The following is a 22,330-nucleotide window of genomic DNA, read 5'->3' on the forward strand; positions in this document are numbered from 1 at the left end:
GATCCAGAATTATTAGAATTAGTAGAAATGGAAGTAAGAGAATTATTAAATGAATATAACTTCCCAGGAGATGACATTCCAGTAATAACAGGATCAGCATTAAAAGCATTAGAAAATCCAACAGATCCAGAAGCAACAAAATGCATAATGGAATTAATGGATGCAGTAGATAGCTACATTCCAACACCAGAAAGAGCAACAGATAAGCCATTCTTAATGCCAGTAGAAGATGTATTCACAATAACAGGAAGAGGAACAGTTGCAACAGGAAGAGTAGAAAGAGGAGTACTTCACATGGGAGACGAAGTAGAAATCGTTGGATTAAGTGAAGAAAAGACAAAGACAGTAATAACAGGAATAGAAATGTTCAGAAAGTTATTAGATGAAGCAGAAGCAGGAGATAACATCGGAGCATTATTAAGAGGAATACAAAGAACAGACATCGAAAGAGGTCAAGTATTAGCACAACCAGGAACAGTACATCCACATAAAAAATTCGTAGGTCAAGTATACGTATTAAAGAAAGAAGAAGGAGGAAGACATACACCATTCTTCGATGGATACAGACCACAATTCTATTTCAGAACAACAGACGTAACAGGAACAATTAAGTTACCAGAAGGAATGGAAATGGTAATGCCAGGAGACCACATAGACATGAAAGTTGAATTAATCACAGAAGTTGCAATGAACGAAGGATTAAGATTCGCTATCAGAGAAGGTGGAAGAACAGTAGGTTCTGGAGTTGTTACTAGCATAGACGAATAATATTTGTCATATAGAGCGGGATTTTTATCCTGCTCTTTTTTTAAGGATATTATTATGAATTTTATATTAAATTTAGTAGAAAAATGCTAAATTCATCATTACTAAAAAAATAAAAAGAAAAATTAATAATATGTTTAAAAAAACTTGAAAAAAAATATATTTGATAGTATAATGAAGAAGTTGCAGGTTAACAACGATGAATCAAGAGGTTGCTGGACTTCCAGGGAAATTCTTGATGAGTAATGTCAGGATCTAGAATCCGACGACAGAGGTCTGTTAATTGGGTGTAAAAAGAGGAAACGCCAGGCAGAGTTTACAGACAATAGCTGTTGTACGTTCGAAGTAAAGCGTACAAGAAAAGGAGGGAATGAAATGTCAAAGCAAAAAATTAGAATCAGATTAAAAGCTTTTGATCATCAAATAATAGATCAATCAGCTGAAAAAATCGTAGAAACTGCTAAATCAACAGGGGCAAAGGTTGCTGGTCCAGTGCCATTACCTACTGAAAAAGATGTTGTAACAATCTTAAGAGCAGTTCACAAATATAAGGACTCTAGAGAACAATTTGAAATAAGAACTCATAAGAGACTTATAGATATCGTTAATCCATCACCAAAAACAGTTGATGCATTAATGAGATTAAATCTACCAGCAGGTGTAGATATAGAAATAAAGCTTTAATAGCGAATAGTTTTTAATACATGAACTATTATGATTGCAATGCAATCCGCTAATCAGTTTGGGAGGTGTAAACACAATGAAGAAAGCTATCATAGGTAAAAAGATAGGTATGACTCAAATATTTAATGAAAATGGAAAGTTAATTCCAGTAACAGTAGTAGAAGCAGGTCCATGTGTTGTTGTTCAAAAGAAAACAGCTGACAAAGATGGATATGATGCTATACAAGTAGGTTTTGAAGAAATAAGAGAAAAACTTGCTAACAAACCAGTTAAAGGACACTATGCAAAAGCAGGAGTTACTTTAAGAAGAGTTTTAAAAGAATTCAGATTAGAAAATGCTGCTGAATATGAAGTAGGTCAAGAAATTAAAGCAGATGTGTTTGAAGCAGGAGAAAAAGTTGATGTTTCAGGTGTTTCAAAAGGTAAGGGATTCCAAGGTGTTATTAAGAGATGGAATCAACAAAGAGGACCTATGACACACGGTTCTAAATTTAAAAGAGCACCAGGTTCAATGGGTGCATGTTCTGATCCATCAAGAACATTCAAGAACAAACGTATGCCAGGACACATGGGAGCAGTAAATAGAACCGTATTAAACCTAGAAGTTGTAAAAGTAATAGCTGAAAAGAACTTAATACTAATAAAGGGTGGAATACCTGGACCTAATAAGGGTAAAGTAGTAATAAGAAATACAGTTAAAGCTTAATTTCTAAGAAAGGAGGAAGCACGAAATGCCTAAAGTAGGATTATTTAATAAAGAAGGAAAGCAAGTTGGAGATATTGAATTAAATGAAGCTGTTTTTGGAGCTGAAGTTAATGAAAGCGCTGTACACCAAGTAGTAGTTGCTCAACTTGCAAATAAGAGACAAGGAACTCAATCAGCTAAAACAAGAGCTGAAGTTAGAGGAGGCGGAATTAAGCCTTGGAGACAAAAAGGAACTGGTAGAGCTAGACAAGGTTCTATAAGAGCTCCACAATGGATCAAAGGTGGTATAGTTTTCGCACCAAAGCCAAGAGATTATAGAATGTCAGTGCCAAAGAGCATGAGAAAAGTTGCTATGGTATCTGCATTATCAAGTAAAGTTGCAGATAACGAATTAGTTGTGCTTGATGAATTAAAGTTTGATTCTATTAAGACTAAGCAAATGGTTGCTGTTCTTAATGCTTTAGAATTAAACAAAACATTAGTAATAACAGCTGAGTCTGATGAAAATGTATTTAAATCAGCAAGAAATATTCAAGGTGTATGTGTTATGCCAGTAAACAATATTAATGTTTATGATTTACTTAAATACAACAAAGTTGTAATGACAAAGGATGCTGTATTAAAAATTGAGGAGGTGTACGCATAATGAACTTAACAAGCCATGATATAATAAGAAAGCCTGTTATAACTGAAAAAACTATGGCTGCAATGGCAGATAATAAGTACACTTTCATAGTTCACATAGATTCTAACAAATCTCAAATAAAGAGAGCAGTAGAAGAAGTATTTGATGTTAAAGTACAAAACGTTCAAACATCAAGAACTATGGGTAAGACAAAGAGAATGGGCGTGCATGTAGGAAAAAGAGCAGATTATAAGAAAGCTATTGTTACATTAACTAAAGATAGTAAAACAATAGAATTCTTTGAAGGATTACAAGGATAATAAAAGCAATTTATTGGCGATAGCCAGATAAGCTTAAAGAAGGAGGGAAATTAAATGGCAGTTAAAAAGTTTAGACCAACTACTCCATCAAGAAGAGAAATGACAATGCAAACATTTGAAGAAATTACTACAAGTACTCCAGAGAAGTCACTTCTTGTATCATTAAAGAGTAAAGCTGGTAGAAATAGTCAAGGTAAAATAACTGTTAGACACCGTGGCGGCGGAGTTAAAAGAAAATATAGAATAATCGATTTTAAGAGAAATAAGGATGGTATTGAAGCAAAGGTTGTTTCAATAGAATATGATCCAAACAGAACAGCATATATTGCTTTAGTTGCTTATAAAGATGGAGAAAAGAGATACATACTTGCTCCAGAAGGATTAAAGGTAGGAGATGTTGTAGTATCTGGACCAGATGCAGATATCAAACCAGGAAACACTCTTCCATTAAAGAATATTCCAGTTGGTACTGTAGTTCACAACATTGAATTACAAGTTGGAAAAGGTGGCCAATTAGTTAGATCAGCAGGTAATTCTGCTCAATTAATGGCTAAAGAAGGCGAATACGCTACATTAAGATTACCATCAGGTGAAATGAGATATGTAAGAATTGAATGTAGAGCCACAATCGGTTCAGTATCAAATTCAACTAATGATATCGTTAATCTTGGTAAAGCTGGTAGAAAGAGACATATGGGTTGGAGACCAACAGTAAGAGGTTCTGTAATGAACCCTAATGATCACCCTCATGGTGGTGGTGAAGGTAAATCTCCAGTAGGTAGACCAAGTCCAGTTACTCCTTGGGGTAAACCAGCATTAGGATACAAGACAAGAAGAAACAAGAAGTATTCTGATAGATTTATTGTTAAAGGAAGAAATGCTAAATAGTGTGAAGAGATAATAAGTCTCTTCATGATTGGCATTTACCATTGATGAAGGGAGGCTAATTTAGTGAGTAGATCAATTAAAAAAGGACCATTTGTCCATGCTGGATTATTAAAGAAAATTGAAGAAATGAATGCAAACGGTGAAAAGAAAGTTGTTAAAACTTGGTCAAGAAGTTCAACAATTTTTCCACAAATGATTGGACACACAATTGCAGTTCATGATGGAAGAAAGCATGTACCTGTATATATATCTGAAGATATGGTTGGTCATAAGCTAGGCGAATTTGCTATGACTAGAACTTATAAAGGTCATGACGATAAAAAGAGTAAATAATTAATTTCTTAGGAAGGAGGAGCATAAATGGAAGGTAAGGCTATAGCTAAATACGTAAGAATGTCTCCAATAAAGGTAGGAGCAGTTACTGATTTAATAAGAGGAAAAGATGTAAAAGAAGCTTTTGCTATTTTAGAATACACTCCAAGAGAAGCAGCAGTAGCGATTAAAAAAGTATTAAAGTCTGCAGTTGCTAATGCAGAAAATAATTTTGCACTAAATTCTGATAATCTTTATGTATCAGATGTATTTGTAGGTCAAGGACCAACATTAAAGAGATTCAGACCTATGGATCACGGTAAAGCATTTAAAATACTTAAAAAAACAAGCCATATTACTGTAATAGTTAAAGAGAGGGCTTAGAAGAAGGAGGGAAATTATAGTGGGTCAAAAGGTTAATCCTCATGGACTTAGAGTAGGCGTTATCAAAGATTGGAATTCAAAATGGTATGCTAATAAAGGTGATTTCGCTGACAATTTAGTTGAAGATAATAAAATAAGAACATTTGTTAAAAAAGAACTTTTTGCAGCTGGTATTTCAAAAGTAGAAATAGAAAGAGCTTCAAAGAGAATTAAATTAAATATATATACTGCAAAACCAGGTGTAGTTATCGGTAAGGGTGGAGCAGGAATTGAAGCATTAAAAGCTAAAGTACTTAAAATAATTAAGGAAAACAACGTTTTAATAAACATTGTTGAAGTTAAGAATTCTGAGTCTGATGCTCAATTAATGGCTGAAAATATTGCAGCTCAATTAGAAAAGAGAATATCATTCAGAAGAGCTATGAAACAAACAATCCAAAGAGCTATGAAACGTGGAGTTAAGGGTGTTAAAACTGCTTGCTCTGGTAGACTTGGTGGAGCTGAAATAGCAAGAACTGAACAATATCATGAAGGAACAATTCCATTACAAACTTTAAGAGCAGATATTGATTATGGATTTGCAGAAGCAGATACAACATATGGTAAGATCGGAGTTAAAGTTTGGGTTTACAATGGTGAAGTACTTCCAACAAAAAAGGTTGAAGAAAAACAAGAAGCAGAAGCATAAGAATCAGAAAGGAGGAATTAGATCATGTTAATGCCTAAAAGAGTAAAACATCGTAAGGTACAACGTGGTAGAATGAAGGGTAAAGCTACAAGAGGAAATTTCCTTGCATATGGTGATTACGGAATTCAAGCTACTACTTGCGGATGGATTAAAAGTAATCAAATTGAAGCATCAAGAATAGCTATCAATAGATATATAAAAAGAGGAGGAAAACTTTGGATAAAGATTTTCCCAGATAAGCCAGTATCAAGCAAGCCTATCGGTACAAGAATGGGTAAAGGTAAGGGAGCTCCTGAATACTGGATTGCAGTTGTTAAACCAGGTAGAGTTTTATTTGAATTATCTGGTGTTCCAGAAGAAGTTGCTAGAGAAGCAATGAGACTTGCTGCACACAAACTTCCTGTAAAAACTAAATTTGTTACAAGAAGAGATTTCGAAAAAGTAGGTGGTGAAGAATAATGAAAGCTAGAGAATTAAAAGATTTAAAAGCAAATGATCCTCAAGATTTAAGAGTTAAGTTAAACGACCTTAAAGCTGAATTATTCAATTTAAGATTTCAATTAGCTACAGGACAATTACAAAATCCTATGAGAATAAGAGAAGTTAAGAAATCTATAGCCCAAATAAAAACCATCTTAAGAGAAGAAGAGTTAAAGGTTCAGCAATAATTCTGGAAGGAGGTAGACCTTAATAATGGAAAGAGGATTAAGAAAAAAGAGAATCGGTAAAGTTGTTTCTGATAAAATGGATAAGACTATAGTAGTTGCTGTTGAAACTAAGGTTAGACATCCACTATATGGTAAGACTGTTAATAGAACAACTAAGTTTAAAGCTCATGATGAAAATAATGAAGCAAAAGTTAACGATAAAGTTTTAATAATGGAAACTAGACCATTATCTAAAGATAAGAGATGGAGACTTGTTGAAATAGTTGAAAAAGCTAAGTAGGCTTTAAGACTGAAAGGAGGATAATTCAATGATACAACAACAAACTGTGCTTAAAGTAGGAGATAACTCTGGAGCAAAAGAAATTATGTGCATTAGAGTATTAGGTGGATCTAAGAGAAAGTTTGGTAACATCGGTGATGTTATAGTAGCTAGCGTTAAAAGTGCAACACCAGGCGGAGTTGTCAAAAAAGGTGAAGTAGTTAAGGCTGTTATAGTTAGATCTGTAAAAGGAGTAAGAAGAGCAGATGGTTCATATATTAAATTTGATGAAAATGCTGCAGTTTTAATAAAAGATGATAAGCAACCAAGAGGAACTCGTGTATTCGGACCTGTTGCTAGGGAGCTAAGAGATAAAGAATTCAACAAAATATTATCATTAGCACCAGAAGTTCTATAATAGAGGAGGTGTCTAACTTGAAGTTACACGTTAGAAAAAACGATACAGTAGTAGTTATATCTGGTAAAGATAAAGGTAAGACTGGCGAAGTTTTAAAAGCATATCCAAAGACAGGAAAAGTTCTTGTTCAAGGAGTTAATATAGTTAAGAAACATCAAAAAGCATCTAGAACACAAGCTGAGAGCGCTATTATAGAAAAGGAAGCTCCTATTAATAGCTCAAAAGTTATGTTATATTGCAAAAAATGCAAAAATGCAACAAGAATCAGCAACAAGCTATTAGAAGATGGTTCAAAAGTAAGAGTATGTAAAAAGTGCGGAGAAACATTTTAAATTATCTGAAAGGAGGTAGCACTAAATGGTAACAAGACTTCAAGAGAAGTATGAAAAAGAAATCGTGTCAGCGATGATGGATAAATTCCAATATAAAAATATCATGGAAGTACCAAGACTTGAAAAAATTATAATTAATATGGGTGTTGGTGAAGCCAAGGAAAATCAAAAAGTTTTAGAATCAGCAGTAAATGATTTAACTTTAATTGCTGGTCAAAAACCTGTAATTACTAAGACTAAGAAAGCAGTAGCTAACTTTAAAATAAGAGCTAATATGCCAATCGGATGTAAAGTTACACTAAGAAGAGCAAGAATGTATGAATTTGCTGATAAATTAATGTCAATAGCTTTACCTAGAGTTAGAGATTTCAGAGGTGTTTCAAGCAAATCATTTGATGGTAGAGGAAATTATTCTTTAGGAATTAAAGAACAATTAATATTCCCAGAAATAGAGTACGATAAAGTTGATAAAGTAAGAGGAATGGATATTATCTTCGTTACATCTGCTAAGACAGACGAAGAAGCCAGAGAATTATTAAGATTCCTTGGAATGCCATTTGCTCAATAATAAGGAGGTACACTATGGCACGTAAGGCAATGATCGAAAAGTGGAGTAAGACTCCTAAGTTTAAAACAAGAGCTTATACTAGATGTAGAATATGTGGTAGACCACATTCTGTATTAAAGAAATATGGTATATGTCGTATTTGTTTTAGAGAATTAGCATACAAAGGTGAAATACCTGGCTGTAAGAAAGCAAGCTGGTAAGAAATTATAAATCGAAAGGAGGCACATTAAATGGTTATGACAGACCCAATAGCAGATTTACTAACTCGTATTAGAAATGCTAATGCTGTTAGACATGAGGTAGTGGAAGTACCTTCTTCAAATGTTAAGAAGGCAATTGCAAATATATTATTAAAAGAAGGATATATTAAGGAAATAGATGAATATAACGATGGTGTTGTTCCAATGTTAAGAATATCTCTTAAATATGGATCAAACAAAGAAAGAGTTATAACTGGTATTAAGAGAATATCTAAGCCAGGTTTAAGAGTTTACTGTAAGAAAGAGGAAACTCCTAAAGTACTTAATGGTTTAGGAATAGCTATCATATCAACTTCTCAAGGAATGATGGTTGATAGAGAAGCAAGAAAAGCAGGATTAGGTGGGGAAGTTCTTTGCTACGTTTGGTAGTATAAGAATCCCTTAACATATGTTAATATGCTAAATTAAATAGGAGGTACAGTTATGTCAAGAATAGGTAAACTACCTGTAGTTATTCCAGCAGGTGTTACAGTTACAGTTGATGAAAATAACGTAGTTACTGTAAAAGGCCCTAAAGGTGAATTAGTTAAGGCTATGCATGAAGATATGTCAATTGCAGTTGAAAATAATGAAGTGCTAGTTACTAGACCTAATGATATAAAAGAAAATAGAGCTCTTCACGGATTAACAAGAGCACTTATACACAATATGGTAGTTGGAGTTTCAGAAGGATTCCAAAAAACATTAGAATTAGTAGGTGTTGGATATAGAGCTCAATTACAAGGTAAAAAACTTGTTATGAACCTTGGGTATTCACATACAGTTGAAGTTGAACCAATGGATGGTATTACATTCGAAACTCCAGCTGCTACAACAGTTGTAATTAAGGGTATCGATAAGCAAGTAGTTGGTGCACAAGCAGCTGATATTAGACGTTGGAGAAAACCTGAACCATATAAGGGCAAGGGAATTAAATTTGAAGGTGAACATATCAGACGTAAAGAAGGTAAGACTGGTAAGAAGTAATTAGAAAGGAGTGAGGCTCATGTTCAAAAAGGCAGATAAGAAACAAGTTAGAGCAAAACGTCATCTTAGAATACGTAAGAAAGTATTTGGAACTACTGAAAGACCAAGACTTTCTGTTTATAGAAGTGATAAGAACATATATGCTCAAATTATAGATGATGTTAATTCAGTAACATTAGTTTCTGCTTCTAGCTTAGATAAAGATATTTCAGCTAAAGGTGGAAATAAAGAAGGAGCTAAGGCTGTTGGTGAATTAATAGCTAAAAGAGCTTTAGATAAAGGATTAAATGAAGTTGTATTTGATAGAGGTGGATATGTATATCACGGAAGAATACAACAATTAGCAGAAGCTGCTAGAGAAGCAGGATTAAAATTCTAAAAAATAAGGAGGGACATAGATGAGAATCGATCCTAGTACACTAGAACTTAAGGAAAAAGTTGTTTTTATAAACAGAGTTACTAAGGTTGTTAAAGGTGGTAGAAATTTTAGATTCAGTGCACTTGTAGTTGTTGGTGATGAAAACGGACATGTGGGTGTTGGAATGGGAAAATCTATCGAAATTCCTGTAGCAATCAGAAAAGGAATAGAAGATGCTAAGAAGAATTTAGTTGAAGTTGCAATGGTTGGAACTACTATTCCTCATGAAATATATGGTATGTTTGGAACTGGTAAAGTTCTTATTATGCCAGCTAAAGAAGGTACAGGAGTTATTGCTGGTGGTCCAGCTAGATCAGTACTTGAATTAGCAGGAATTAAAGATGTTAGAGCTAAATCATTAGGTTCTAATAACCCAAGAAATATGGTTAACGCAACAATAAACGGATTAGCAAACTTAAGAACTGCTGAAGATATAGCAAAATTAAGAGGAAAATCTGTTGAAGAAATATTAGGATAGGGGTGAGTGCAATGGCAAAATTACAAATTACTCTTGCAAAGAGTTTAATAGGTAGAAAATCTTCACATATCGCTACTGCTAATGCCCTTGGACTTAAGAAGATTGGTAAAACAGTAGAAGTCGAGGCTACACCTCAAATCTTAGGTATGGTTAAGAAAATAGACTACTTATTAAAAGTAGAAGAAATATAATACAAGGAGGTGCACTACTAATATGAAACTTCATGAATTAAAACCAGCAGCTGGTAGTAAGAAAGCTCCAAAGAGAGTTGGTAGAGGTACAGGTTCTGGTTTAGGAAGAAATGCTGGTAAAGGTGAAAAAGGACAAAAAGCAAGATCAGGCGGTGGAGTTAGACCTGGTTTCGAAGGTGGTCAAATGCCTTTATATAGAAGACTTCCAAAGAGAGGATTTAACAATATATTTTCAAAGAAATTTGTTTGCATTAATGTAGATAGATTAAATGGATTTGAAAATGGGGCTGAGGTTACTCCAGAATCATTACTTGAAGCTAGAGTTATAAGTAAAGTAAATGATGGAGTAAAGATTTTAGGTAACGGAAACTTAGAAAAAAGTTTAACAGTTAAAGGATGTAAATTATCTAAGTCTGCAGCAGAGAAGATCGAAGCGGCTGGAGGAAAAGTTGAGGTGATATAAAATGCTATCAACCCTACGTAATGCTTGGAAGGTTCCGGAATTAAGGAAGAAGTTACTTTGGACTGTATTCTTGATATTAATATTCAGAGCAGGTGCTCATATACCTGCTTCTGGATTTGATACGGAATATCTTAAGCAAATTACATCATCTGGCTTGCTTGGATTTTATGACTTAATATCAGGTGGTGCTTTTAGTAGATTTAGTATACTTGCACTTGGTGTTACACCATATATTAATGCATCTATAATTATGCAATTATTAACAATTGCTATTCCAGCTTTAGAACAAATGCAAAAAGAAGGGCAAGAAGGACGTAATAAAATCCAAAATGCTACTCGTTATTTAGCTATTGTTTTATCAGTTGTATTAGCTATTGGGGTTGTAGCTACATTGAAAAATAGTGGAGTAAGTATTGATTTATCTAAGTTTGAATATTGTGTTGTAATATTATCATTAGTTGTTGGGTCAACATTCTGTATTTGGCTTGGCGACCAAATAACTGTTAGAGGTTTTGGTAATGGTACATCTATACTTATTTTTGTTAATATAGTATCTAGATTCCCATCACAAGTTGCAAGCTTATATCAGTTAAAACAAGCTGATACTTTATCAATAGTACAACTTGCATTATTTATTGCAGGTGTTGCTATACTATTAATTTCTGCTATATTCTTCAGTTTGGCAGAAAGAAAAATTCCAGTTCAATATGCAGGTAAGGCAATGGGCAAAAATGTTGTTAAAGGACAATCAACACACATACCATTAAGTATAGTAAGTGCTGCTGTTATAGCAATTATATTTGCAATGTCAGTAATGGGATTTCCACAGGCAGTTGCTCAATTTTTCCCAAATGTTGGATGGCTTCAATCATTAGTTACTGGAAAATATAGTCCTTTTAATACAAGTACTTGGATGTATCCAACTTTATATGCAATATTAACATTATTCTTTACTTGGTTCTATAATGAAATTACATTAAAACCAGACGAAATGGCTGAAAACTTAAATAAGTCAGCTGGTTTTGTTTTAGGTGTAAGACCAGGTGAAGCAACTGTTGAATATTTTGAAAAGATCATTTTAAAAATATCTATGGTTGGTGGTGTATATGCTGCATTATTAGCAATAATACCAGTATTAATAGAAATGTTTAGTCCTGCATTAAAAGGTGTTTCTTTTGGTGCTACATCAATTCTAATTTTAATTGGAGTTGCACTAGATTTTACAAGAAGAATGGAATCTCAAATGGTTATGCGTCATTATGAAGGATTCCTTAAATAAGATAAAATTAATTTGGAGATGATGCCAGTGAGAATCGTATTATTAGGCCCTCCAGGAGCTGGAAAGGGTACACAGGCAAAATCAATTAGTAATAGATATTCAATACCACATATTTCAACTGGTGATATTTTTAGAAAGAATATTTCTGAAAATACACCTCTTGGAATTGAGGCTAAAAAATACATGGATAATGGTCAATTGGTGCCAGATGAAGTTACAATTAACATGGTTAAGGATAGACTTAAACAAGATGATTGTAAAAATGGTTACTTATTAGATGGTTTTCCAAGAACAGTAAGTCAAGCAGAAGCACTTCAAGCATTTTTAGCAGAAAGAAAAGAAACATTAGATACTGCTTTATGTATTGAAGTTCCTCAAGAATTCATTTTAGAAAGAATGACTGGAAGAAGAGTTTGTCCTTCATGTGGAGCTAGTTACCATATTAAGTTCAATCCTGCTAAGGATGGTAAATGTGAATTATGTGGTAGCAGCGTAGTTCAAAGAAAGGATGATACTGCTGAAACTGTTAAAGAAAGACTAGATGTTTATGAAAAAGAAACTCAACCACTAATTGATTTCTATAAAAATATAGATTTATTATCAACAGTAGATGGTACTAAAGCCATTAACATGGTTTTTGAAGATATTTGTACACTATTAGATAATAAGTAAAATTTATTTACCAGTATGTTGAGAGGTTTGAACAATCTTGATAGCTTGGGTAAACTTGCTGCTAAATTATAAAGTAGTATTGACCAGGAAACTATAACTATTTATGTTTATAGTAGTTCAAAAAAGATTGGCACTAATTATAAATAAGAAGTGTTGCTTAGCTATAAAGGCTAAAATATTTAGAATTTATGCTAAGGTAATCATAGAGGTGAATGATTTGCAAAACAATGACTTGATTGGAAAGTTGGTACTTTCAAAAGCAGGAAGAGATAGAAATCATTTGTATGTTGTAATTGCGAAGCTAAACGAAGAATATGTTCTTCTTTCTAATGGATCTACAAAAAATGTTGATAAACCAAAAAAGAAAAAAGTTAAGCATTTGACTTTTTATGATATTATAAATGATGAAGTCAAAGAAGCTATCATTAACAAAGATAAAAGTACTGATTTAAAAATTAAGAGATTTTTAAAAAAAGAAGGCATTGTTAAGGAGGGTTGATTACCTTATGTCAAAAGATGATGTTATTGAAATGCAAGGTACGGTCTTAGAATCTTTACCGAATGCAATGTTTCAAGTTGAACTTGAAAGTGGGCATACAATTTTAGCACATATATCAGGAAAGTTAAGAATGAACTTCATAAGAATTTTACCTGGAGATAAAGTTACTGTTGAACTTTCTCCTTACGATCTAACAAGAGGTAGAATTACTTGGAGAGCAAAATAGATAGATTCTATTATTATTAGAGGAGGGTTAGCTATGAAAGTAAGACCATCAGTTAAGCCTATTTGTGAAAAGTGCAAAGTTATAAGAAGAAAAGGAAAAGTAATGGTTATCTGTGAAAATCCTAAGCACAAACAAAAACAAGGCTAATAAAAATAATATTTTATATAAATAAATTAAAAAATTATTATTTAAAATTGTAAAAAATATTGACTTTTTTAGTAAAGTCACCTATTATAATATAGGCATAGTTAATAATTAAGTTTTAGGAGCGGCTGACAGTAGAGGGAGATTTGCTCTCTTTTTACTGCCTAAAATTTATTTATATACATTTTAAATTGAGACAGACATTTTAATTACCAGGAGGTGTAAATTTTAATGGCAAGAATAGCAGGTATAGACTTACCAAGAGAAAAGAGAGTTGAAATAGGCTTAACATATATATTTGGTATTGGTTTAGCTACTTCTCAAAAGATTTTAGCTGAAACTGGAGTTAATCCAGATACAAGAGTAAAGGACCTTACAGAAGACGAAGTTAATAATATAAGAAATGTTATTAAAGAGCTTAATGTTGAAGGTGATTTAAGAAGAGATGTTGCTTTAAATATCAAAAGATTAAAAGAAATTGGATGTTATAGAGGACTTAGACACAAAAAAGGACTTCCAGTTAGAGGTCAAAAAACTAAGACTAATGCTAGAACAAGAAAAGGTCCTAAAAAGACTATAGCAAATAAGAAAAAGTAATATAAGGAGGTAAGATAATGGCAGCTCAAAAGGTTAAAAAATCTAGAAGAAAAAAAGAAAGAAAAAACGTTGAGCATGGTGCTGCACACATCAAGTCAACATTCAATAACTCTATAGTTACTTTAACAGATGCAGCAGGTAATGCATTATCATGGTCAAGTGCAGGTGCTCTTGGATTTAGAGGATCAAGAAAGAGTACTCCATATGCAGCACAAATGGCAGCAGAAACTGCAGCTCAAGCAGCTATGGAACATGGATTAAAGAGTATAGAAGTATACGTTAAGGGACCTGGTTCAGGTAGAGAAGCAGCTATAAGATCATTACAAGCTGCAGGTTTAGAAGTAACTTTAATTAAAGATGTTACTCCAATTCCTCATAATGGATGTAGACCACCAAAAAGAAGAAGAGTTTAATTTTAAGAATATAGGAGGTGTAATTAATGGCAAGATATACTGGAGCTACATGTAGATTATGTAGAAGAGAAGGTATGAAATTATTCCTTAAGGGAGATAGATGTTATACAGATAAGTGCGCTTTCGCTAGAAGAAGTTACGCACCAGGACAACATGGAGCAGATAAGAAGAAAATGTCTAACTATGGTGTTCAATTAAGAGAAAAACAAAAGGCTAAGAGAATATACGGTGTTTTAGAAAGCCAATTCAGATCATACTACGAAAAAGCTGAACATATGAAAGGAATTACTGGTGAAAACTTACTTAAGTTATTAGAAGTAAGACTTGATAATGTTGCATACAAATTAGGTTATGGAGCATCAAGAAATGAAGCTAGACAATTAGTTACTCATGGACATTTCTTAGTAAATGGTAAGAAAGTAGATATCCCTTCATACAAAGTTTCTGTAAATGATGTTATAACAGTATGTGAAAAGAGCAGAGGAACTGAAAAGTTTAAGACTTTTGCAGAAAATCCAAAAGCTTTACCTAAATGGTTAGAAGCTAACCCAGATAATTTTGAAGGAAAGGTTGTAGCTGAGCCAACTAGAGAAGATATTGACGTACCAGTTAATGAAACACTTATTGTCGAATTATACAGTAAGTAAGGTTTATAATATCAGTTACCCTCAGAAGAAGGTTGCCATTTTAATATTAAGGAGGGTTTGTGTATGTTAGAAATTGAAAAGCCAGTTATCGAATGTATAGAATCTAATGAAGATGGAACATATGGTAAATACGTTGTTGAACCATTAGAAAGAGGATATGGAATTACTTTAGGTAATGCACTTAGAAGAATTTTGTTATCATCTTTACCAGGTGTTGCTCCTACATCAATTAAAATTGATGGAGTCCTTCATGAATTTTCTACTGTTTCAGGAGTTAAAGAAGATGTTACAGAATTAATTCTTAACATTAAAGCTTTAGCCTTGAAAATGGATGGCGAAGGCCCTAAAACTATATATATAGATGCAAAAGGACCTGGTGTTGTTACAGGAAACGATATAAAAACAGATGGTGATGTTGAAGTTGTTAATAAGGATTTACATATTGCAACTTTAGATGATGATGGAAGACTTTATATGGAGTTAACAGTTAATAAGGGAAGAGGATATGTTACTCAGAACAAGAACAAAAGTGATGAATTGCCAATATCTGCAATAGCTGTTGATTCAATATACACACCAGTTAAAAGAGTTAACTTTACTGTTGATAATACAAGAGTAGGTCAAATTACTGACTATGATAAGTTGACTTTAGAAATATGGACAGATGGTACTATAAAGATTGATGAGGCTATTAGCTTATCAGCCAAAATCCTTATAGAACATTTTAAGTTATTTATGTCATTAACTGATAATACTAATGACGTTGAAATAATGATTGAAAAAGAAGAAGACAAGAAAGAAAAAGTACTAGAAATGACAGTTGAAGAACTTGATTTATCTGTTAGATCATATAACTGTTTAAAGAGAGCTGGAATCAATACTGTTCAAGAACTTGCAACAAGATCTATGGACGATATGATGAAAGTTAGAAATCTAGGAAAGAAGTCTTTAGAAGAAGTAGAAAGAAAATTAAAAGAACTAGGCTTATGTTTAAAACTAAACGATGAGTAAGGAGGTAAATCCATGGCAGGTTATCGTAAGTTAGGTCTTGCTACAGACCAAAGAAGAGCTATGCTTAGAGGTCTTGTAACAAGCTTCTTAAAGTATGGTAAAATCGAAACAACTGTAACTAGAGCAAAAGAAACTAGAAGTATTGCTGAAAAAATGATTACTCTTGCTAAAAGAGGAGATCTTCATGCAAGAAGACAAGTTTTATCTTATGTTCAAGAAGAAGCTGTAGTTAAAAACCTTTTTGACAATGTAGCTCCTAAGTATGCTGAAAGAAATGGTGGCTATACAAGAATGTATAAGAAAGGTCCTAGAAGAGGAGACGCAGCAGAAGTTGTTATACTTGAATTAGTGTAATTTCTAGTAATTAAGGGATTAAGTTTTTACTTAATCCCTAATTTTATATACTTATATTGTATATTGTGTAATTTTTATATTATGTATATAATTTAGAAGATATAATTTTATATTTTGCAAAGTATATACAAAATAACAAGGAGTAATATTATGGATAATAATATGGTTACTATTAATAATTTATCATATACATACACTACAAATAGTCAAGATAGTAATGATGAAGTGAGTGTTACTAATACAGATGGTTATTTTAATAAAAATGAATATGTTGTTAATGATATTTCTTTTAATGTTAAACAAGGAGAATTTATTGCACTTTTAGGTCATAATGGTTCTGGAAAGTCTACTATAGCTAAGCTTATTAATGCTTTACTGCTTCCTACAGATGGAACTGTAATTGTTAATAATATTGATACTAAAAATGAAGATAAGTTATGGGATATTAGAAGTACTGCTGGAATGGTATTTCAAAATCCAGATAATCAGCTTGTTGCTACTATTGTTGAAGAAGATGTTGCCTTTGGACCAGAAAATCTTGGTGTTCCATCTGATGAAATAAGGAAAAGAGTAGATGATAGTTTAAAAAAGGTTGGAATGTATGAATATAAAAGATATGCACCACATTTATTGTCTGGAGGACAAAAGCAAAGGATTGCTATTGCAGGTGTTTTAGCTATGAATCCTAAATGTATTATTTTTGATGAACCTACAGCTATGCTTGATCCATCGGGAAGAAAAGAAGTAATGGATACAATTAATGATTTAAATAAAAATTATGGTATTACTATAATTTTAATAACTCATTATATGGATGAGGCAGCAGAAGCTGATAGAATATTAGTAATTGATGATGGCAATATATTTATGGATGGAACTCCAAGAAAGGTGTTTTCTCAAGTGGAATTGGTAAAGAAGCTTGGTCTTGATGTGCCACAAGTCACAGAACTTGCATATGAATTAAGAAAGTCTGGTGTGAATATTACTAATGAAATTTTAAATGTTAATGAGATGGTGAATGCGATATGTCAATTAAGATAGAGAATTTAACTCATATATATATGCCAGGGACTCCTTTTGAAAAGGTTGCTTTAAATAATATAAATTTAACAATTGATAAGGGGGATTTTGTGGCTGTAATTGGTCACACTGGTTCTGGTAAATCTACATTAATTCAACATATAAATGGCCTTATGACACCTACAAGTGGTAGTGTTATGGTTGATGATATTGATATTAATAAGGATAAAGCTAACCTTATAGAAATAAGAAAAAAGGTAGGGATTGTTTTTCAATATCCTGAATATCAACTTTTTGAAGAAACAATTGAAAAAGATATAGCCTTTGGACCTAAAAATTTACATTTGTCTGAGGAAGAAATTCATGAAAGAGTAAAATCATCAATGGAAATGGTTGAACTAGATTATAAAAAGTTTAAGGATAAATCTCCTTTTGATTTAAGTGGCGGTCAAAAAAGAAGAGTTGCTATAGCAGGAGTTATTGCAATGAAACCTAATGTACTTATTTTAGACGAACCAACAGCTGGATTAGATCCTAAGGGAAGAGATGAAATTTTAGATCAAATTAAAAAGCTTCATGATGAATACAATATGACTATTATTATTGTAAGTCACAGTATGGAGGATGTAGCTAAAATTGCAAATACAGTAGTTGTAATGAATAATGGAGAAATTGTATTAAAAGGAACTCCAAAGGAAGTGTTTAAACAATCTGATTTGCTTGAGAGCATTGGACTTGGTGTGCCTCAGGTGACATACTTGATGAAAGCCCTTAAAAAGAAGGGATTTAATGTTTCTGAAGATGCATATACAATTGAACAGGCAAAAGAAGAACTTTTAAAACTTTTTAGTACAAATAGTAGGGAGGGATTATAGACTAATGTTAAAGGATATTACTATAGGTCAATATATACCAGGAGAATCATTTATACATAAGCTTGATCCACGAACAAAAATTTTAATAACACTATTATATATAGTGTCATTATTTTTAATAAATAAATTTTTTGCGTATCTTATAGTTCTTGCTATTTTAGGAATTTGCATATACAATGCCAAAATTCCATTAAAATTAATATTTAGGGGTCTTAAGCCTATATTTTTCTTGATTTTATTGACAGCTATTTTAAATGCTTTTATGAATTCTGGAGATAATTTATTATTTCAATTTGGTTTCTTAAAAGTATATGAAGAAGGATTGAGAATAGCTGGGTTTATGGCATTACGACTTATATTTCTTATAATAGGTACATCAATGCTTACATACACAACTTCGCCTATTGAACTTACTGATGGTATAGAAAAATTATTAAGACCAATAGGAAAAAATTTGGCTCATGAACTTGCTATGATGATGACAATAGCCTTAAGATTTATTCCAACATTAACAGAGGAAACTGACAAAATAATGAAAGCACAAAAGGCAAGAGGTGCTAATTTTGAAACAGGAAATTTAATGGATAGGGCAAAAAGTTTAATACCAATACTTGTTCCGTTGTTTATAAGTTCATTTAGAAGAGCTGATGAACTTGCCATGGCAATGGAGGCTAGATGTTATAGAGGCGGTGAAGGAAGGACTAGAATGAAAAAATTAGCTTTTTCCTTAAGAGATTTTATAGCATTTTTAATTTATGGATGTATAATAGCAGTTTTTATTTATATAAGAATTAGATTTTAAACTTTTTTTGAAAGAGGTATTTATGAAGAATATAAAGTTAACCATAGAATATGATGGAACACATTATGGAGGTTGGCAAAAGCAAAATAACAATTCTACCATTCAAGAGGAAATACAAAAGGCTATATCTAAAATCACAAATGAGGATATAAATTTAATTGGAAGTTCTAGAACTGATGCAGGGGTTCATGCAAGAGGAATGGTGGCAAATTTTAAAACAGAAAGTAAAGTGCCTCCAGAAAAATTTAGAGAAGCAATAAATACTAAATTGCCTGATGATATAGGAATAATAAAGTCAGAAGAGGTGCCATTGGATTTTCATGCAAGATATGATAGCAAAGGAAAGACTTATTGCTATACTATAATTAATAGATTAGAAAAAGTAGCAATTAGTAAAAATTATGTTTATCATGTTAAAGATAAATTAGATATAGAATTAATGAAAAAATCCTGTGAGTATTTTGTTGGGAAACATGATTTTAAAGCATTTAAGACATCTGGAAGTTCTGTAAAAACTTCAATTAGAACTATATCTGATTTGCATATAGAAACATTTAATAGTGAATATGGTACTAAAATAATGTTTTATATAACAGCTGATGGTTTTTTGTATAACATGGTTAGAATAATTGTAGGAACAGTAGTTGATGTAGGAAGAGGCAAGATTAAAGAAAGTATTATTGGCGATATAATAAAAAGTGGTGCTAGGAATAAGGCGGGGCATTGTGCACCAGCATCTGGACTTACTCTTTTAAAAGTTTATTATTAATTTTAATAAATAAATTATAAAAAACAGAAATAATTAGTAATTAATTTAAAAAAATGTCTTGACACGCCCGTAAGCGTGTATTATAATAAGCTAGTTGTTAGAAATATTTATGTTATAAAGATCCACTAGCCCCGGATCTGGATATAGATAAGTAAAGCAAAAACTTAGGGAGGGAAATTGATGAAATCATATATTGCGAAAGCACAAGAAGTTGAAAGAAAATGGTACATCGTAGACGCTGCTGGTAAGCCACTAGGAAGAGTTGCTAGCCAAGTTGCTTCAATTTTAAGAGGAAAAAATAAGCCAACATTTACACCAAATGTTGATTGTGGAGATTTTGTTATAGTTATTAATGCAGAACAAGTTGTATTAACTGGTAACAAGTTAAATCAAAAATTATACAGAAAGCATAGCTTATACCCAGGTGGATTAAAAGAAACTACTTACAAAGAACTTTTAGAAAAGAAACCTGAATTTGCTTTTGAAGAAGCAGTTAGAAGAATGCTTCCAACTGGTGTTTTAGGAAGACAAATGCTTAAGAAGTTAAAAGTTAATAGAGGTGCTGAACATAATCATGAAGCACAAAAACCAGAAGTACTTGAGTTAAAGTACTAATAAAACTTGGGAGGAGGAATAAAAAATGGCAAAAGTTCAATATATGGGAACTGGTAGAAGAAAAAAATCAATAGCAAGAGTTAGACTTGTACCTGGAAATGGTAAAGTTGTTGTAAATAAGAGAGATATAGAAAACTATTTTGGTTTAGAAACTTTAAGAGTTATAGTTAACCAACCATTAGTTTTAACAGGAACTAAGGATAAATTTGATGTACTTGTTAATGTACACGGTGGTGGATTCACTGGTCAAGCAGGAGCAATAAGACATGGTGTAACTAGAGCTTTAGTAAAAGCTGATGAAGCTTTAAAGCCAGAATTAAAGAAAGCTGGATTCTTAACAAGAGATCCAAGAATGAAAGAAAGAAAGAAATACGGTCTTAAGAAAGCAAGAAGAGCTCCTCAATTCTCAAAGAGATAGTTTTTCAAACTTTTATACAGTATTTTATATCCCACAAACCTTGTGTTTGTGGGATTTCTTTTTATATTTTTCTATAATTATTTTGATATTCTTGGGTTAATTTTATTTGACAAGTATAACACTTTGCGTGTAAAATATTTACAATAAGGCAAAAAAAAGCAATTATAAAATAAATTATATATTAAACTTAGTGGTGATATAAATGAGTAATGATATAAAAATGACTGAAGAGGAATTTGAAAAATTGCAAGAAGAATTTGAAAATATGAAATCTGAAGATGAAGAATTTCATAAAAATGAAAATAAGGGTGGAGAATAAAAATGCAATTTAAAATAGATAATGCGGTGGTGCAAGAAACAATTACAAAGTATAGAAGTATATTTTAGATTACCAAGGTGATGATCCAATAAATATATTATCTAAAGAAATAAAAGGTAGCAGTATAAATAGAAATGCATTTTCAAATGTTCATACATTCTTTGGTTCTTGAAATATGGGAACAGTCACTGAAGGTAGAAGTTTTGCAGGAGAATGGGTAAAAAAGATTGGTGGAACTGCTGAGGCTGTATGTGATCCAACACCTGATTCAGTACCAGGAGTAGGAAGAGATGTTGATAATGCAGGTGGCCAGGTTTCTTTTGAAGGTATGTATAAAAATAAAGATATTATATTCAAAGGGGAAAAATATATAGAAAATATAACTGGTTATAATATTGGTAAACATTTTTGTGAGGATGGTTGTAGTGATTATCCTGATATTGATTATAGTGCAAATGCAAAAATTGATAAAAAACCTGTTGTAGATCAAAATGGTAATGTTGTTTATAAGAATAGTGATGTCTATTGGAAAGAGATGAACGAAGATGGAAGTATAACTATAATTGATAAAGGAGCACCAAGAAGGTAGATTGATTATGAGTAAAAAGAAAAAAATTTTTATTGTATCATTAATTATATCAGTATTTTTCATTTTGAGGGTATTAATATATATATTTTTCCCTATAAAAACAGTTAAAAATATAGAATTAATGGAAACAAATCAGATTATCCAATTAAATTACGATATGAAGGAAATATATGTTTATTGGGATTGCGATAGAGGCTGGGTGATGATGGGATATGATGGATATAAATTTGTTGGTGGAGCAAGCAAATATCCACAGGTATCGTTTAATGGAAAGTTTCCATCTGATTTGAGTTATAGTGCATATGATAGTGCAGTATTCATATTAGAAGGAAGCTGTGGAGATAATAACGAAAATGTGTTTAATGTTAAAAGTTATGATTTATATGCGTATTATAAAAAGGATAGTACAAATAAATCAGCTAAATATCTTAGCCTTTCTGATTTAGGGGCTAATATATTTGATTTTAGGATTAAGTATATAGGTGATTCAGAAAATTAGTACAATATTAATTTTCTTGTATTAAGCGATATCAAATTATATCCATAACTAACATGTAACTAACAAACCCCACACAAACCGCATAAACCAGTCCTTTCAAATTCTCAAAGAGATAGTTTTTCAAACTTTTATACAGTATTTTATATCCCACAAACCTTGTGTTTGTGGGATTTCTTTTTATATTCTTTA

General features: G+C 32.0%; 40 protein-coding genes. All 40 read left to right on the forward strand.

The window, feature by feature from the left end:
• On the forward strand, positions 1 to 768 hold a 768-nt coding region (locus tag ACTNAO_RS04620), incomplete at its 5' end, for an EF-Tu/IF-2/RF-3 family GTPase (RefSeq protein ID WP_441048053.1).
• Between the two features lie 372 nt (positions 769 to 1,140).
• The gene (rpsJ, locus tag ACTNAO_RS04625; RefSeq protein ID WP_441026761.1) at positions 1,141 to 1,449 is read left to right on the forward strand and encodes a 30S ribosomal protein S10; all 309 of its coding nucleotides are present in this window, start codon (positions 1,141 to 1,143) and stop codon (positions 1,447 to 1,449) included.
• Positions 1,450 to 1,525: 76 nt separating this feature from the next.
• Positions 1,526 to 2,155 (forward strand): 50S ribosomal protein L3, encoded by a 630-nt coding sequence (gene rplC / locus ACTNAO_RS04630; RefSeq protein ID WP_441026763.1) that lies wholly within the window; start codon positions 1,526 to 1,528, stop codon positions 2,153 to 2,155.
• Positions 2,156 to 2,180: 25 nt separating this feature from the next.
• The gene (rplD, locus tag ACTNAO_RS04635) at positions 2,181 to 2,801 is read left to right on the forward strand and encodes a 50S ribosomal protein L4 (protein ID WP_441026765.1); all 621 of its coding nucleotides are present in this window, start codon (positions 2,181 to 2,183) and stop codon (positions 2,799 to 2,801) included.
• Entirely contained in the window at positions 2,801 to 3,100 is a 300-nt protein-coding gene (rplW, locus tag ACTNAO_RS04640; protein ID WP_441026767.1) for a 50S ribosomal protein L23, read from the forward strand. Before rplD ends, rplW begins: the two co-directional genes overlap by 1 nt.
• Positions 3,101 to 3,154: 54 nt before the next feature.
• Positions 3,155 to 3,988 carry a 50S ribosomal protein L2 gene (gene rplB / locus ACTNAO_RS04645; RefSeq protein WP_441026769.1) on the forward strand — a complete coding sequence of 278 codons (834 nt, stop codon included), beginning with the start codon at positions 3,155 to 3,157 and terminating at the stop codon, positions 3,986 to 3,988.
• Positions 3,989 to 4,051: 63 nt separating this feature from the next.
• On the forward strand, positions 4,052 to 4,321 hold the full coding sequence (gene rpsS / locus ACTNAO_RS04650) for a 30S ribosomal protein S19 (protein WP_441026770.1): 270 nt from the start codon (positions 4,052 to 4,054) through the stop codon (positions 4,319 to 4,321).
• Between the two features lie 27 nt (positions 4,322 to 4,348).
• On the forward strand, positions 4,349 to 4,684 hold the full coding sequence (gene rplV / locus ACTNAO_RS04655) for a 50S ribosomal protein L22 (RefSeq protein ID WP_441026771.1): 336 nt from the start codon (positions 4,349 to 4,351) through the stop codon (positions 4,682 to 4,684).
• A gap of 19 nt (positions 4,685 to 4,703) precedes the next feature.
• Positions 4,704 to 5,372, forward strand: coding sequence for a 30S ribosomal protein S3 (gene rpsC / locus ACTNAO_RS04660; protein ID WP_441026772.1), 669 nt, complete (start codon positions 4,704 to 4,706; stop codon positions 5,370 to 5,372).
• A 24-nt stretch (positions 5,373 to 5,396) separates the two neighbouring features.
• Complete coding sequence (rplP, locus tag ACTNAO_RS04665; protein ID WP_441026773.1) at positions 5,397 to 5,831, forward strand: 50S ribosomal protein L16; 435 nt, start codon at positions 5,397 to 5,399, stop codon at positions 5,829 to 5,831.
• Positions 5,831 to 6,040 carry a 50S ribosomal protein L29 gene (rpmC, locus tag ACTNAO_RS04670; RefSeq protein WP_441026774.1) on the forward strand — a complete coding sequence of 70 codons (210 nt, stop codon included), beginning with the start codon at positions 5,831 to 5,833 and terminating at the stop codon, positions 6,038 to 6,040. Before rplP ends, rpmC begins: the two co-directional genes overlap by 1 nt.
• A gap of 25 nt (positions 6,041 to 6,065) precedes the next feature.
• On the forward strand, positions 6,066 to 6,320 hold the full coding sequence (gene rpsQ, locus ACTNAO_RS04675; protein ID WP_441026775.1) for a 30S ribosomal protein S17: 255 nt from the start codon (positions 6,066 to 6,068) through the stop codon (positions 6,318 to 6,320).
• 28 nt (positions 6,321 to 6,348) lie between these two features.
• A complete protein-coding gene (gene rplN / locus ACTNAO_RS04680; RefSeq protein WP_441026777.1) occupies positions 6,349 to 6,717 on the forward strand; it encodes a 50S ribosomal protein L14 in 369 nt (122 codons plus the stop codon).
• A gap of 17 nt (positions 6,718 to 6,734) precedes the next feature.
• A complete protein-coding gene (gene rplX, locus ACTNAO_RS04685) occupies positions 6,735 to 7,049 on the forward strand; it encodes a 50S ribosomal protein L24 (RefSeq protein WP_441026778.1) in 315 nt (104 codons plus the stop codon).
• 25 nt (positions 7,050 to 7,074) lie between these two features.
• Positions 7,075 to 7,617, forward strand: coding sequence for a 50S ribosomal protein L5 (rplE, locus tag ACTNAO_RS04690; RefSeq protein WP_441026780.1), 543 nt, complete (start codon positions 7,075 to 7,077; stop codon positions 7,615 to 7,617).
• 14 nt (positions 7,618 to 7,631) lie between these two features.
• A complete protein-coding gene (locus ACTNAO_RS04695; RefSeq protein WP_441026781.1) occupies positions 7,632 to 7,817 on the forward strand; it encodes a type Z 30S ribosomal protein S14 in 186 nt (61 codons plus the stop codon).
• A 30-nt stretch (positions 7,818 to 7,847) separates the two neighbouring features.
• The gene (rpsH, locus tag ACTNAO_RS04700) at positions 7,848 to 8,246 is read left to right on the forward strand and encodes a 30S ribosomal protein S8 (protein WP_441026783.1); all 399 of its coding nucleotides are present in this window, start codon (positions 7,848 to 7,850) and stop codon (positions 8,244 to 8,246) included.
• Positions 8,247 to 8,300: 54 nt separating this feature from the next.
• Positions 8,301 to 8,843, forward strand: coding sequence for a 50S ribosomal protein L6 (gene rplF / locus ACTNAO_RS04705; RefSeq protein ID WP_441026785.1), 543 nt, complete (start codon positions 8,301 to 8,303; stop codon positions 8,841 to 8,843).
• Between the two features lie 19 nt (positions 8,844 to 8,862).
• Positions 8,863 to 9,222: a 50S ribosomal protein L18 gene (rplR, locus tag ACTNAO_RS04710; RefSeq protein ID WP_441026787.1), complete on the forward strand. Its 360-nt coding sequence runs from the start codon at positions 8,863 to 8,865 to the stop codon at positions 9,220 to 9,222.
• 19 nt (positions 9,223 to 9,241) lie between these two features.
• Complete coding sequence (rpsE, locus tag ACTNAO_RS04715; protein ID WP_441026788.1) at positions 9,242 to 9,739, forward strand: 30S ribosomal protein S5; 498 nt, start codon at positions 9,242 to 9,244, stop codon at positions 9,737 to 9,739.
• An 11-nt stretch (positions 9,740 to 9,750) separates the two neighbouring features.
• Positions 9,751 to 9,930, forward strand: coding sequence for a 50S ribosomal protein L30 (gene rpmD / locus ACTNAO_RS04720; RefSeq protein ID WP_441026789.1), 180 nt, complete (start codon positions 9,751 to 9,753; stop codon positions 9,928 to 9,930).
• 22 nt (positions 9,931 to 9,952) lie between these two features.
• Positions 9,953 to 10,393 (forward strand): 50S ribosomal protein L15, encoded by a 441-nt coding sequence (gene rplO, locus ACTNAO_RS04725; RefSeq protein ID WP_441026791.1) that lies wholly within the window; start codon positions 9,953 to 9,955, stop codon positions 10,391 to 10,393.
• 1 nt (position 10,394) lies between these two features.
• Entirely contained in the window at positions 10,395 to 11,672 is a 1,278-nt protein-coding gene (secY, locus tag ACTNAO_RS04730) for a preprotein translocase subunit SecY (protein ID WP_441026792.1), read from the forward strand.
• Between the two features lie 27 nt (positions 11,673 to 11,699).
• Positions 11,700 to 12,344, forward strand: coding sequence for an adenylate kinase (locus ACTNAO_RS04735; protein WP_441026793.1), 645 nt, complete (start codon positions 11,700 to 11,702; stop codon positions 12,342 to 12,344).
• Positions 12,345 to 12,561: 217 nt separating this feature from the next.
• Positions 12,562 to 12,843 (forward strand): hypothetical protein, encoded by a 282-nt coding sequence (locus ACTNAO_RS04740; RefSeq protein WP_441026942.1) that lies wholly within the window; start codon positions 12,562 to 12,564, stop codon positions 12,841 to 12,843.
• 7 nt (positions 12,844 to 12,850) lie between these two features.
• On the forward strand, positions 12,851 to 13,069 hold the full coding sequence (gene infA, locus ACTNAO_RS04745) for a translation initiation factor IF-1 (RefSeq protein ID WP_310939275.1): 219 nt from the start codon (positions 12,851 to 12,853) through the stop codon (positions 13,067 to 13,069).
• Between the two features lie 33 nt (positions 13,070 to 13,102).
• Positions 13,103 to 13,216 (forward strand): 50S ribosomal protein L36, encoded by a 114-nt coding sequence (gene rpmJ / locus ACTNAO_RS04750; protein WP_003156543.1) that lies wholly within the window; start codon positions 13,103 to 13,105, stop codon positions 13,214 to 13,216.
• 228 nt (positions 13,217 to 13,444) lie between these two features.
• Complete coding sequence (rpsM, locus tag ACTNAO_RS04755; protein WP_441026797.1) at positions 13,445 to 13,810, forward strand: 30S ribosomal protein S13; 366 nt, start codon at positions 13,445 to 13,447, stop codon at positions 13,808 to 13,810.
• 17 nt (positions 13,811 to 13,827) lie between these two features.
• Positions 13,828 to 14,223, forward strand: a complete 396-nt coding sequence (rpsK, locus tag ACTNAO_RS04760) for a 30S ribosomal protein S11 (protein ID WP_441026798.1) — start codon at positions 13,828 to 13,830, stop codon at positions 14,221 to 14,223.
• A gap of 26 nt (positions 14,224 to 14,249) precedes the next feature.
• Positions 14,250 to 14,870 carry a 30S ribosomal protein S4 gene (gene rpsD, locus ACTNAO_RS04765; protein WP_441026800.1) on the forward strand — a complete coding sequence of 207 codons (621 nt, stop codon included), beginning with the start codon at positions 14,250 to 14,252 and terminating at the stop codon, positions 14,868 to 14,870.
• A gap of 63 nt (positions 14,871 to 14,933) precedes the next feature.
• A complete protein-coding gene (locus ACTNAO_RS04770) occupies positions 14,934 to 15,881 on the forward strand; it encodes a DNA-directed RNA polymerase subunit alpha (protein ID WP_441026802.1) in 948 nt (315 codons plus the stop codon).
• 12 nt (positions 15,882 to 15,893) lie between these two features.
• On the forward strand, positions 15,894 to 16,235 hold the full coding sequence (gene rplQ, locus ACTNAO_RS04775) for a 50S ribosomal protein L17 (RefSeq protein ID WP_441026804.1): 342 nt from the start codon (positions 15,894 to 15,896) through the stop codon (positions 16,233 to 16,235).
• A 150-nt stretch (positions 16,236 to 16,385) separates the two neighbouring features.
• The gene (locus ACTNAO_RS04780; protein WP_441026806.1) at positions 16,386 to 17,276 is read left to right on the forward strand and encodes an energy-coupling factor transporter ATPase; all 891 of its coding nucleotides are present in this window, start codon (positions 16,386 to 16,388) and stop codon (positions 17,274 to 17,276) included.
• Positions 17,261 to 18,130, forward strand: a complete 870-nt coding sequence (locus ACTNAO_RS04785) for an energy-coupling factor transporter ATPase (RefSeq protein WP_441026808.1) — start codon at positions 17,261 to 17,263, stop codon at positions 18,128 to 18,130. The genes ACTNAO_RS04780 and ACTNAO_RS04785 overlap by 16 nt, the downstream gene beginning before the upstream one ends.
• 4 nt (positions 18,131 to 18,134) lie before the next feature.
• A complete protein-coding gene (locus ACTNAO_RS04790) occupies positions 18,135 to 18,932 on the forward strand; it encodes an energy-coupling factor transporter transmembrane component T family protein (protein ID WP_441026809.1) in 798 nt (265 codons plus the stop codon).
• Between the two features lie 22 nt (positions 18,933 to 18,954).
• Positions 18,955 to 19,701, forward strand: coding sequence for a tRNA pseudouridine(38-40) synthase TruA (gene truA / locus ACTNAO_RS04795; RefSeq protein WP_441026811.1), 747 nt, complete (start codon positions 18,955 to 18,957; stop codon positions 19,699 to 19,701).
• 180 nt (positions 19,702 to 19,881) lie between these two features.
• Positions 19,882 to 20,316, forward strand: coding sequence for a 50S ribosomal protein L13 (gene rplM / locus ACTNAO_RS04800; RefSeq protein ID WP_441026813.1), 435 nt, complete (start codon positions 19,882 to 19,884; stop codon positions 20,314 to 20,316).
• Positions 20,317 to 20,341: 25 nt separating this feature from the next.
• Positions 20,342 to 20,734, forward strand: a complete 393-nt coding sequence (gene rpsI, locus ACTNAO_RS04805; RefSeq protein ID WP_441026815.1) for a 30S ribosomal protein S9 — start codon at positions 20,342 to 20,344, stop codon at positions 20,732 to 20,734.
• 494 nt (positions 20,735 to 21,228) lie between these two features.
• Entirely contained in the window at positions 21,229 to 21,642 is a 414-nt protein-coding gene (locus tag ACTNAO_RS04810) for a hypothetical protein (protein WP_441026816.1), read from the forward strand.
• Positions 21,643 to 21,649: 7 nt separating this feature from the next.
• Entirely contained in the window at positions 21,650 to 22,141 is a 492-nt protein-coding gene (locus ACTNAO_RS04815; RefSeq protein WP_441026818.1) for a hypothetical protein, read from the forward strand.
• Positions 22,142 to 22,330: the final 189 nt, after the last annotated feature.

Source organism: Clostridium sp. HCP1S3_C6 (assembly GCF_052066735.1).
GTDB lineage: Bacteria > Bacillota > Clostridia > Clostridiales > Clostridiaceae > Clostridium.